Here is a 12,553-nt window from a genome sequence, read left to right on the forward strand (position 1 = left end):
AAAACAACAACATATCTAAAACGCACTTCGGTGCGTTTTTTATTGCCGATAAATTGTATTTGTTAATTAAATGTCGTACTTTGGCTTTAGTTTATCGATAGCTATCGATAAATATTACCACTACAAAAATTAACAAGGATGTTTATGAAACACACTGCTGTTATTGCAGCCTGTCTGCTGGCCTTTATTCCCTCAATATCTCATGCGGCATCATTATCTGATGCGAGCCTTTTCAGTAAAGGGGCAAAGTTTAGCGATGTCAAAATTTCTCCAGAAGGTGATTACCTCAGTGCATTAACTAGCCACAATGGGAAAAAAACCTTAGTTATTTTAGAAACAAAAACCAAAAAGCTGCTCAATGCGCTCAACTTTCCAGGTAATGCCGAAGTCGGCAATTATGTATGGGCAAACCATGAACGTATTGTGCTACAAAAAGTCTATTTAAAAGGTTGGTCCGACATTCCACAATATTATGGCGAATTATTTGCTATTAACGCTGATGGCTCACGCAAAAAATACTTATTTGGCTATAACAGTGGCGAGCAACAAACCGGTTCCCATATAAAGAAAAACACCGCTATTAATGCCACTGCATTCATACTTGATCCAATGCCAGAAAACAATAAACACATGCTGGTCAATGCGATACCATGGAGCAGTGCGCTTTCGAGAGGTTATGATAGCCTTCAAGATGTATATCGTGTCGATCTCTATACTGGTAAAAGACGCAAAATCGTTACCTCTCCCATAGGTAAAGCTAGCTTTTTAACCAATCATACAGGCGAAGTAAAATTTGTAGCTGGTATCGATAGTCAAAATAAAACCCAAATATTTTATCGCCATGAAGGCGATTGGCTGAACAGTAGCAAGCTTAATCTTGGTTTGACTGATTTTTATCCCATTTCATTCGCCAATAACCCTGACACCATTTTTGCCGCAGGCAGAGAAGACAATCACACCTTGGGGGTGTATAAAATTGATTTAACTAGCGGCGAAAAGCAACTGGTTGTTCAAGATGAAGATGTTGACCCAAGCAACTATTGGATTAATAAAAAAACCAAACAGCTTTATGCCGTCGAATTCGATAGCGGATATCCAACTTATGCCTTTGTAGATAAACAAGATCCCCACTCCAAACTAGTTAAACAATTGCTGGCATCACTACCTGGACATCAAATCCAAATAGTCAGTGAAACTAACGACGCTAAACTCGCTATCATTAAAGCCTTCAACGATCGCAACCCTGGTGATTACTACTTATTTGATACCGAAAACACCAAACTTGAATATCTTTTATCTGAAAAAAGCTGGCTAGACCCTGATGCCATGGCTGAAGTTAAACCTATTAATTTCACCAGTCGTGATGGTAAAACGATTTCAGGCTACCTCACCTTGCCCGCAGGTAAAGAAGCCAAAAACCTACCACTGATTGTTAACCCCCATGGCGGCCCACATTATATCCGCGACAATTGGGGTTTTGACCCACAAAATCAGTTACTGGCGAATCAAGGCATGGCGGTATTACAGGTTAACTTTCGAGGTTCAGGTGGTTTTGGTGGACAATTTCAACAAGATGGTTATCAAAAGTGGGGCTCTGAGATTCAATACGACATCATTGATGGCACCAAATATGTAGTTGACCAAGGTTTTGCAGATAAAGATCGCATTTGTATTGTGGGCGGCAGTTTTGGCGGCTACAGCGCCCTACAAAGTGCCATTATTGAGCCTGATTTATTCAAGTGCGCCATTGGCTTTGCCGGTGTTTACGATTTAGAAATGATGTTTGAAGAAGGTGATGTACAAGAATCTCGAAGTGGCACTAGCTATTTAAAAGATGTGCTTGGGGAAAACCCTCAACAACTTAAAGCCATGTCACCCGCCTTTAATACCGATAAGCTTAAAGCCAGCTTATTACTCGTTCATGGCGGCAATGATGAGAGAGCACCCATTGAGCAGTTAGAGTCATTAGAAAAAGGCTTAAAGCAGCACAAATACCCTTATCAAAAACTAGTCATGGATGATGAGGGTCATGGCTTTTATAATGATGAACATAGAGCCAAATACTACAATAAGATGTTGAGTTTTTTGAAAGATAATCTCAAGTTGTAATTTTGTCGCCTCACACCAAAGCCGATACTTGACTAAAAAGGTCGGCTTTTTTTATTTCAATAATATTAATTTGACCTAAATCACGTTATTATCCCGTCCCTGATCTTTGATGCAGCGCTTGCCCATAAAGCGTTAACGTCATTTTTAGCATACACTCATTAAGTATTACCCCTGTGGTTGGAGGATAAGATGGCACTAAGTGAAGCCGCGTTGAAAGTTAAAGCAGCACTAACTGAACAAGGGCTTGAAACCCCAATGCTGCCTCAAACTTACACAGCAGAAGAGCGTAAGCAGAAAATTGAGCATCATATGAAAGAAATCCTGACATTAATGTCGCTGGATTTATCGGATGATAGCTTGATGGACACCCCACGCCGCATTGCCAAAATGTATGTTGATGAGATTTTCTCTGGGCTTGATTACCAGAACTTCCCTAAAATCACCGTCATCGATAATAAGATGGGCGTTGATGAAATGGTGCGAGTGCAAGATATCAGCCTCACCAGTACCTGTGAGCACCATTTAGTGACTATTGATGGCTATGCCACCGTGGCCTATTTACCGCGCACTAAGATTATTGGTTTATCGAAAATCAACCGCATTGTGCGCTTTTTTGCCCAGCGTCCACAAGTGCAAGAAAGACTGACCCAGCAAGTGTTAGTGGCATTACAAACCTTGCTTGAAACCAAAGATGTGGCGGTAAAAATGGATGCGGTGCATTACTGCGTTAAATCCCGTGGCGTTATGGACTCAACCAGTTCAACCACCACCACAGCGTTAGGTGGGGTGTTTAAATCAAATCCTGCTACCCGCGCTGAGTTTTTACATCAGTCTAAGTGCTAATTAAATACTATTGATTAGAAGATGGTAATTGCACAACCAAACACAAAAAAGCCAGACATCATGTCTGGCTTTTGCTTTCTCGCTATTAATACAAAACAGATTAAATACCGTATTGCGCTCGATAAGCACTCACTGACGCTAGCTCTTTTTCCATGCCAGGTTTTTCAGATAAATAGCTAATCAAGTCAGACAGCTTAACGATAGACACGATGTCACAGCCAAAGTCACGCTCAACTTCTTGAATAGCTGATAACTCGCCTTTGCCTTTTTCTTGTCTGTCTAGGGCAATCAATACGCCTGCAAGGCTTGCATCATGGGCTTCAATGATTTCCATCGATTCACGAATTGCGGTGCCCGCGGTGATCACATCATCCACTAACATCACTTTGCCAGCAAGTTCACTACCCACTAATGAGCCGCCTTCACCATGAGTTTTCGCCTCTTTACGGTTAAAGCAATATGGCACATCTTTATCATGATGATCGCACAAGGCAACCACTGTGGTCGTTGCAATTGGAATGCCCTTATAAGCAGGGCCAAACACTAAATCGTAATCGATACCAGAATCAACTAATGCAGCAGCATAAAAGCGACCAAGACGTGCTAAATCACGACCCGTATTGAATAAACCCGCATTAAAAAAGTATGGGCTAGTACGGCCTGATTTCAGGGTAAACTCACCAAAGCGTAATACCTGACGCTCAAGCGCAAATTCAATAAACTCACGTTGATATGCTTTCACATTATCTCCTTTATACTGTTATCATTTTTTGTAGAATACATTTTAAAAAAGGGCCCTAATGGGCCCTTAATTCAAATCAATTTTTAGCTTAATGCCGCTTTCTGAATGTCCACGATTTCGCGGATGCCGTGCTTGGCTAACTCAAGTAAGCTTAATAGCTCTTCATGACTGAATGGCTCGCCTTCAGCAGTACCTTGGATCTCAATCATCTTACCAGTTTCTGTCATAACAACGTTCATGTCAGTTTCAGCAGCGCTATCTTCGATATATTCTAAATCGCAGATTGGCTCACCTTTATAAATACCAACACTAACAGCAGCAATAAGGAACTTAAGCGGGTTAGTTTTTAAAATACCTTTACCACGAGCCCAGTTCAGCGCGTCAACTAATGCAACACAAGCACCAGTAATCGCTGCAGTACGTGTTCCGCCGTCAGCTTGAATCACGTCACAATCGATAACGATAGTGTTTTCACCCAATGCTTTCATATCAACAGCTGCACGTAATGAACGGCCGATTAAGCGTTGGATTTCTTGAGTACGACCAGACTGCTTGCCACGAGCAGCTTCACGTTGCATACGGCTATGAGTCGAACGCGGAAGCATACCGTATTCAGCAGTTACCCAGCCTTGGCCTTGGCCTTTAAGAAAACGTGGTACGCCTTCTTCAAAACTGGCAGTACATAAAACTTTTGTGTCACCAAATTCAACCAACACCGAACCTTCAGCGTGAGCTGTAAATTGACGAGTAATCGTAACTGGACGAGATTGTGCAGGTGTTCTGTCGCTTGGACGCATATGCATTTCCTATAGTGTGGAATTGATGACTTAATTTCGCAGCATATTATAGTGACTTGTTTCAGTGGATGCCACGCTTAACAAAACCCTTATTGGATTTTTATTAACAAAACGGCACACTGAGGGATTAAATATTGTTTAAATGATGTGAGACACATGAAAATTGCCATCTTTGGTGCCGGCTCAACAGGCTGTTTTTTAGCAGGCGAACTCAAGCTCGCTAAGCTTGATGTCAGTGTTATTTGCCGGCCACGGATTAAACACAGCATTATTGAAAATAACGGTATTCGGCTTACCGACTATCAAGGCTTAGATCAACGCGTCATGCCAGATGCACTGATGACCGATATCAACCAGTCTGTTAATAAGAGCCGTAATAAAAGTGATAATAATAGCGGCGATAATGAGCAAATAACGCAATTCGATGTCATCTTTGTCACCCTAAAATGCCACCAACTCACCAGCATCATCGATGACTTATTAGCAATATCAACCCAGCAAAGCGCCATCGTATTAATGCAAAATGGCCTAGGTAGCCTTGAAATCCTTCAGCAAGCCTTTAAAAACCGCAATCAAGTAAGGCAAATCTTTCAGGGCATCACCCCGTTTAATGTATTGCAGCAAGACAACGCCAGCTTTCATAAAGGCACTGAAGGGGTATTTAGCTTCGAAACATGCCTGCAAACTCACGCCATTGACACCGCGATGAACAATGCACAGGCAAATATCAGCTGCACATTAGCAACCGATATGACGGCCATTATTAATGGTAAATTACTGCTCAACCTCAATAACGCCTTAAACGCCATATGTGATGTACCGATAAAGCAGCAATTAAGCCAGCGCAAAACCCGAAAACTGCTGGCCATGGCAATGCAAGAGTGGCTTAAGGTCTGCAAACAAGCACACTTACCACTGGCCCAATTCACCAAAGTTAAACCCCGCTTGCTACCGCTGATTTTATCGCTACCTGATAGCTTATTTACCTTGATAGCAAAACCCATGTTGTCAATCGACCCGCACGCACGTTCATCGATGTGGCAAGATATACACGCACAGCGCCCCACAGAAATTGATTACCTAAATGGCGCAGTCGTAAAGCTTGGGCTCAACCACCAAGTGGCAACCCCAGTAAACAGCGCCATAGTCGCAGGAATTAAAAAATTAGAGCAAGGCAAGACAATCAGTATCGATGAGATTTACCGCATGATCCGAGCTTAACTCGCACCTATATAGCGCCAGCACTTACAGAAAGTTAGCCCTGATATACCGCTAGCATTGCTTTCAGCTAGATACAAAAAAGCCGAGCTCATCACTGCATGCAGCAACCAACTCGGCTTTTTAACGCCTTAAAACAATTAATAGTCGTAAATAGTCTCGCTAAATCTACTTAGTCTTTTTAATCATAGGCAGCACCAACAGCGCCACACCTACCACTAAAAATGGAATACTCAATAATTGCCCTGCACTCATGGTCCAATCTGTGGCATAAGCGGCTTGCTTAACCTTGACCATTTCGATGGCCCAACGTGCGCTGAATACGCTACACAAGAACAGTCCAAAAATAACCCCGTGCTTTTGTTTTAAGTTGGTAAATTTATACACAGCAAACAAAGCAATAAAGATAACTAAATAGCTAATGGCCTCATATAACTGCGCCGGATGGCGCGGCAGCATATCAATACGTTCGAAAATAATGCCCCACGGTTTAGTGGTCGGTAGCCCTATAATCTCTGAATTGGCAAAGTTTGCCATCCGTACAAAAAAGCCAAATATCGCTGTCGCAATGGCTAAGCGGTCAAGTAAAAACAAAAACGGCATATCGGTTTTACGCTTGTAATAGTAAAGCGCTAAAATGGCACCTAAACCGCCGCCATGGCTGGCTAAACCGCCTTCCCAAATGGCCAAAATCTTCATTGGATTGGCAAAATAATAACTTGGATCGTAAAAAAAACAGTGCGCTAAACGGGCGCCAACAATAATCCCCACCACACAATAAGTCAGTAGATTATCTAGCGATGCGACATCTAAACCTTCTTTTTTGTACATGTGCTTCATAACTTGAAAACCACTGGCAATGGCTACCGCAAACAAAGCCCCATACCAATGTACTTGTAAACCCATAAATGAAATTAATACTGGGTCGAGATTCCACACAAAATGGTCCAATTGACTACTCCAAACATTAACAACCACTCACGCAGCAGGCGTGAGCAAATAATTGCCGCTACTATAAACAATTCATCGGCTTAATTCGATGACTATGGTCACCACAGCAGACTATTTCCATGATAGGTAGACGACACTCGTACCTTAATCGCAATGCTGTGACTGATAAAAGCCGCTTAAGTTGCACACTAACCAGTATAAATAGCTCAAAAGCCAGTTGATAAAACTTGCTAAGCTTTGACCTTCACAATCAGCAGACTATAATCGACACACTATTACGTTGCTAATTAATCAGGGTTCACAATGATCCAAAGTATGACCGCCTACGCTCGCATTGAGCACAAAGCCGAATGGGGCACAGCCTCGTGGGAAATCCGCTCAGTCAATCAACGCTACTTAGAAACCTACTTACGCTTACCAGAGCAAATGCGTAGCCTAGAGCCAGTATTGCGCGATCGCCTACGTAAACGCTTAAACCGCGGCAAGGTTGAGGTCAACTTACGTTATGAACTATCAGAGTCTGGCAGCAGTGAAATGCGCCTAAACCAAGACTTGGCCAAGCAACTACTTAACGCAGCAGAGTGGTTAAAGAAAGAATCTAGCCATGGCGAGCTTAACTTAGCCGACATTCTACGCTGGCCTGGTGTGATGTCTGGCGCAGAGCAAGACATGGGCGACATCAATAAAGACTTACTGGTGGCTTTTGATGGCGCTGTAGCGCAATTTATCGAAGCTCGCGGCCGTGAAGGTGAAGCAATCAATACTATGTTGCAAACCCGCCTAGACCAAATTGTTGAACAAGTGGCCATCGTGCGCGAGCACATGCCAGCCGTGATGCAATGGCAACGTGACAAGCTAACCAACCGTTTAGCAGAAATCACTGGCGAACTTGATCCTGCTCGTATGGAGCAAGAAATGGTGCTACTTGCACAAAAGATGGATGTCGCAGAAGAAATGGATCGCCTTGATGCACACGTTGCAGAAACGCGCTTAATCCTCAAAAAAGGTGGCGCACAAGGCCGCCGCTTAGATTTCATGATGCAAGAATTCAACCGTGAATCTAACACCCTAGCGTCTAAGTCAATCAGCGCAGAAGTCACCGCCGCAGCGGTAGAACTTAAAGTGCTTATTGAGCAGATGAGAGAACAGATCCAAAATGTTGAATGATATCCAATAGAGTCCAAACAAAACCTTTTACTACTGATTTTAAAGGATTTAATTAAATCTCAGTCCAAAGAGGTCCATTAATACCCACCACTTACCAACGCTAAATGGTGGGTGATATGGTGAGTAACTTAGTATATAGTCAATACATGGTGGTGGGTAAATAACCCACCCTTGTATTTGACTGGAGACTAAGGGCTTTATGGGAAAGTTAACCGCAAAGGAAGTTGCAGCAAAAACCAAAGGAGAGCCAGGCCGATTCGCTGATGGTGAAGGTTTATATTTTGTCGTGCCTAAATCCGGCAAACCATTTTGGATGCTCCGCTACACGGCCAACAAGAAACGCAAAGAAATGACACTGGCTAAATACAGTGATCTTTCATTGGCAGATGCACGTGCCGAAGCCGCAATTAAAATGAAGCAGTTTCGTGATGGTCTAGATCCTCTAGTCGCCAAGAAACGCGCCGAACAAGCCGAAATAAAAACCGTCGATGCTCTCTTTGCTGATTGGCATCTAGGCAATATCAAAAGACTCAAACATCACGAAATCCCCGAACGTATCTACCGTAAAGACATTGCTCCCCATATAGGCCGCTTCAACGTCGATAGCGTTACAGCCAGAGACATAAGAGCAGTATTACAAGCCATCGCAGCCACTAACCGCCCAGCAATAGCCAACGACGCTCTGATGTACAGCAAGCAACTTTTCAATCACGGCATAAAACTGGATCTGCTTAGCGCAAATCCAGCGAGTGCATTTTCTGTTACGGATGCTGGTGGAGTAGAAAAAAGTAAAGACAGAGCCTTAACCATCGAAGAGCTCACTCAATTTTTTAAAACTGCGCGCGAAAATAGCGACAGCTTTAGCCGTGAAAACTATCTTGCTTGTGCATTGCTGGTGACATTAGGTATTAGGAAGTCGGAATTGGCAGAAGCACCATGGAAGGAATTTGATTTAGAAAAGCAAGTTTGGAACTTATCAAAAGAGCGCAGTAAATCCGGTGTTGGCATTGTTATCCCATTACCAGAGATCGTCATGGGCTGGATTGAAGAGTTAAAAATGAGAGCTTGTGGTTCCGAGTACGTATTCCCTAACAGGCGCTCAAGTAAAAATGCACATATGGGCAAAGACACCCTTAACAGAGCCATCACTAAACTCTTTGGTCATGAAGCTGGCAAAAAGAAGCAACCACCTAACTTAATGGGCGATATGGCCCACTTCACTGTCCACGACTTACGCCGCACCTGCCGCACTCTGTTAGCTAAGCAAGGCACTCTTGGGCATGTAGCAGAGCGTTGCCTAAATCATAAGCTTAAAGGTGTAGAAGGGATCTATAATCAGCATGATTATTTTGAGGAGCGGGAAATAGCTCTTGATACGTTATCAGTATCCTTACAAGCTATTATTAACACCTCACACAAATAATAATGAGAACTATTACTGGGTTATTGGAGAAAAAATGATGCCATATAAAAATGAATTCGGTTTAGATTTTGACTTAGGCTTTAACTTAAACGATTACCCTTACCTTAAAGATAAAAGTTGGCACAACGATGTAAGCCCAAGCTTTTACTTTAGCATCGGGCCACAGTACTACGTCTTATGGGTTGATCATGCGGACCCAACTGAACGTGAAGACTCAAACAGCCGTTACCTAATCCAAGAAGCAATAAACGAAGGGGATGAAATACATCCCGAGGTTTATAGCTCAAGCGGAGACATCATTTTTGAAAGTGAATTACTCGTAAATCTTAACCAGTTTTTAATTAGTTTAGCTAATACTCATGGTCGTACTGTTAGCTAAAATATCCTGCTAATCTGTACCTGTATAACTACTAACAACTTCCTCATTAATATGGCATTATTAATGCCTAGCACCACTAAAATTCATAATTCCAACTATTGAATCAATTGAACAAGGACGTCAGGATGACGGCAACTTACTACGTCTATTCACTCAAAGACCCGCGAGAAAGGCCAGCTAAAGTATTTTACATTGGTAAAGGCACTGGAAGCCGAGCTACCGATCACCTTAAAAAGGTCGATGAGACTCGCAAAGGAAACTTCATTCAAGAAATTTTGGACTCAGGAAATACACCTATTACTTCCAAAGTGGTTGAAAACTTATCAGAAGAACAAGCCCTACAAATCGAATTAGAGCTAATTTCCAGTTTCGGTACACTCGAAACAGGAGGTTCATTATACAACACAGTTATACCGCGCTCTATTCATCGCAAAATCAATGAAAAAGTTACCGTTCCACATGGCGCTATTGAAAAAGCACAGCTAGGGCTAAAACTACTTAAAGACTCTATCATCTCGTTGTCAGAAGAGAACCCTGAAGGTATCTACAACTCAGATTGTGCTCATTATTTAGGCTTACAATCAGATCACAACGGAAACCAACAAGACTACCTTACCTACAGTATTCTAGGCATTCTTCTCAAAGAAGGTATTATTGAGACCGAGAAGATCGGTAACCGTAGAAAATATAGAAAACTCTGAGGTTAAACGTGGCTAAATTAAAACCAAGAGCAAGGCTTATTCGCACAATAGGCGACAAATTAATTAGTGGTCCTGAGGCTGCAATCATTGAGTTGGTTAAAAACTCATATGATGCTGACTCCCCATCTGTCGAAATAGTAATCTTTCCACCAACATCAAGCAGTACTGGCAAAATTACTATTAAAGATAAAGGCCATGGAATGTCTTATGACAATATCCTAAATGATTGGCTTGAGCCTGCAACTGATGCAAAAAGTAAGAATAAAACGTCGAAATCAGGCTCAAGAACAGTCCTGGGAGCCAAAGGTGTAGGTCGATTCGCATCAGCTAGTTTAGGGGAAATGATTAAACTAACCTCAGTAGCAGAGGTTAGCGGACTATACCAAACCAGCACTTTAGAATTAGATTGGCAAATCTTTGAATCAAATAAGTACCTTGATGATATTGAAATTGATATCAAGTCATCGGACTCTAATGAACCAGTAGCTACTGGCGTTTTGATTGAAATTACCAATCTAACGACCATTTGGAGTGAGAAAAAGATACGTCAGTTAGTACGAGAGCTACGCCGTTTAGCGACCCCTCAATCAGAAAATGACACTCCTTTCGAGATCTATCTAGACTTAAACAGCTTTAGTGTAACTAACGATACGCCATATAACTTTAATGGTCCTCAGATGCTATTTGAAACTAATAGAATTGCTGAAGTCTTAGAGAATGATAGCTCTGATTTTTCATCGACTAGTCGAGTACTCATCACCCCATATAAAATAAGTAAAGATTCTGATTATCACCTTAACGGCTCTTTCGATGAGAAAGGTAACTTTGAAGGTACGTTTAACATCGTTCGTGGCGATAACTCCCCTCTGCCTTTTAAGCTCGCTGCACCTGTATTAGAAGTTGGTGAACTGTCATGTGGACCTGTCGAGGTTGATCTTCGATTATATGACTTAGAAAAAGATTCAATCGAAAAACTCTTTTCTCGTATGGGATTAGATTTTTCTGATTTTGGGCTACGTAATGCTCGGGCCTTAATCGCTGAAAACACAGGTATTGGCATTTATAGGACTGGATTTAGAATCAGACCTTATGGTGAACCAGATAACGATTGGTTGAAATTAGAAGGTAGACGTGTCCAAGATCCATCTAAAAAGATCGGTCATGGGCAAATATCGGGCACAATTAGTGTGGGATCAGAAGAAATATCGCACCTAATTGAACGAAGTAGCCGAGAAGGCTTAGAAACTAATAGTGCATTTGAGCGGTTAACTGGCCTTATCACTGGGTTACTAGTCAAAGTAGAGCAAAAACGGTTTGATTTTAGAGCGAAGGCTGGAATAAGCCGCAAGCCAACAAAAAAGATTGATAAAGCGAGAAAACTGTCTTCACTGGAGTCGATAACTAAAGCAGTTGGCGATTTACCTGACGAAGAACAAAAGCCTTTGCTTCTCAAGATTGAAAAAGAATCCCAAGCCCTTACTAAAGCTTTGGATGAAATCGAGGCATACCAAAAACTATTGGAGTCTCGCGCTGCATTAGGCATGGTTGTAGCGCAAGTCGTACATGATGGTCGCACTTTCCTAGAACCAATTAGTTCATCCGCTAAATCTATTATTAAAAATGCTCCTTATGTGCTTGAAGATAATCCTAAAGGTGAGCTAATCCGTAAGTATTACCCAACATACGGGCAAGCTGTCTTAGATGGCTCAAAAGGGCTCGCTTCTTTGTTTAAGTCTTTAGACCCGATTTCAGGACGGCGAAGAGGGCGTCCCGTGGAGTTCTCTGCTCTCGATAACATCAATAATACGCTGAACCTTTTAGATGAGTTATTGATTGATTCTTCTATTCGCATCGAAGTTGGGATTGATGAAAACCTTAAGCTATATGGCTACTCAGGAGATCTCCAGTCAGCACTAATGAATATTCTGCATAACGCGATTCATTGGCTGAACTCTACCGAAAATGATGATAAAACAATAAATATAATAATTACAAAGGTTGAAAACTCGATTGCCTACATTTCTATTGAGAACAATGGTCCTCTTATTGATGAACAAGATCGTGAAGCAATATTTGAAGCAGGGTTTTCACTCAAATCAGATGGTCATGGGCTTGGTCTATCTATCGCTAAAGAGGCTTGTAAAAACAGTAATGGCGACCTCGCCTTAGACTTTAACTCCATAAATACACGCTTTGTTGTTCAGTATCCAATTTCTCAGTAAG

The 12,553-nt window shown here is 42.0% G+C and carries 11 protein-coding genes; 8 read left to right on the forward strand and 3 right to left on the reverse strand.

From position 1 onward, the window contains the following. The first annotated feature begins 144 nt into the window (after positions 1–144). Both BCU57_RS19165 and folE read left to right on the forward strand, forming a co-directional pair. On the forward strand, positions 145–2,109 hold the full coding sequence (locus tag BCU57_RS19165; protein ID WP_413211468.1) for an alpha/beta hydrolase family protein: 1,965 nt from the start codon (positions 145–147) through the stop codon (positions 2,107–2,109). Positions 2,110–2,298: 189 nt separating this feature from the next. Further along, on the forward strand, positions 2,299–2,952 hold the full coding sequence (gene folE / locus BCU57_RS19170) for a GTP cyclohydrolase I FolE (RefSeq protein WP_102440194.1): 654 nt from the start codon (positions 2,299–2,301) through the stop codon (positions 2,950–2,952). A gap of 100 nt (positions 2,953–3,052) precedes the next feature. On the opposite strand, the gene pyrE is transcribed toward folE, so the two are convergent. Next, positions 3,053–3,694, reverse strand: coding sequence for an orotate phosphoribosyltransferase (gene pyrE, locus BCU57_RS19175; protein WP_102440193.1), 642 nt, complete (start codon positions 3,692–3,694; stop codon positions 3,053–3,055). Positions 3,695–3,777: 83 nt separating this feature from the next. Then, a complete protein-coding gene (gene rph / locus BCU57_RS19180; RefSeq protein ID WP_102440192.1) occupies positions 3,778–4,491 on the reverse strand; it encodes a ribonuclease PH in 714 nt (237 codons plus the stop codon). Between the two features lie 156 nt (positions 4,492–4,647). Between rph and BCU57_RS19185 the strand changes: the two genes are divergently transcribed. Then, complete coding sequence (locus tag BCU57_RS19185; RefSeq protein WP_102440191.1) at positions 4,648–5,712, forward strand: 2-dehydropantoate 2-reductase; 1,065 nt, start codon at positions 4,648–4,650, stop codon at positions 5,710–5,712. 165 nt (positions 5,713–5,877) lie between these two features. Here the strand turns inward: BCU57_RS19185 and lgt are convergent, their stop codons facing one another. Beyond that, positions 5,878–6,660: a prolipoprotein diacylglyceryl transferase gene (gene lgt, locus BCU57_RS19190; RefSeq protein WP_102440190.1), complete on the reverse strand. Its 783-nt coding sequence runs from the start codon at positions 6,658–6,660 to the stop codon at positions 5,878–5,880. Between the two features lie 303 nt (positions 6,661–6,963). Here lgt and BCU57_RS19195 point away from each other — a divergent pair, with 303 nt between their 5' ends. The 5 genes from BCU57_RS19195 to BCU57_RS19215 all read left to right on the forward strand — a co-directional run bounded on the left by BCU57_RS19195 (position 6,964) and on the right by BCU57_RS19215 (position 12,552). Continuing rightward, entirely contained in the window at positions 6,964–7,827 is an 864-nt protein-coding gene (locus tag BCU57_RS19195; RefSeq protein ID WP_102440189.1) for a YicC/YloC family endoribonuclease, read from the forward strand. Positions 7,828–8,026: 199 nt separating this feature from the next. Beyond that, the gene (locus tag BCU57_RS19200; RefSeq protein WP_102440188.1) at positions 8,027–9,250 is read left to right on the forward strand and encodes a tyrosine-type recombinase/integrase; all 1,224 of its coding nucleotides are present in this window, start codon (positions 8,027–8,029) and stop codon (positions 9,248–9,250) included. Positions 9,251–9,284: 34 nt separating this feature from the next. Further along, complete coding sequence (locus BCU57_RS19205; RefSeq protein WP_241903581.1) at positions 9,285–9,629, forward strand: hypothetical protein; 345 nt, start codon at positions 9,285–9,287, stop codon at positions 9,627–9,629. 125 nt (positions 9,630–9,754) lie between these two features. Next, positions 9,755–10,330: a GIY-YIG nuclease family protein gene (locus BCU57_RS19210; RefSeq protein WP_102440187.1), complete on the forward strand. Its 576-nt coding sequence runs from the start codon at positions 9,755–9,757 to the stop codon at positions 10,328–10,330. Positions 10,331–10,338: 8 nt separating this feature from the next. Next, positions 10,339–12,552 carry a sensor histidine kinase gene (locus BCU57_RS19215; RefSeq protein ID WP_102440186.1) on the forward strand — a complete coding sequence of 738 codons (2,214 nt, stop codon included), beginning with the start codon at positions 10,339–10,341 and terminating at the stop codon, positions 12,550–12,552. Position 12,553: the final 1 nt, after the last annotated feature.

The organism is Shewanella sp. 10N.286.48.B5 (assembly GCF_002874355.2).
In the GTDB taxonomy this organism is placed as follows: Bacteria; Pseudomonadota; Gammaproteobacteria; order Enterobacterales; family Shewanellaceae; genus Shewanella.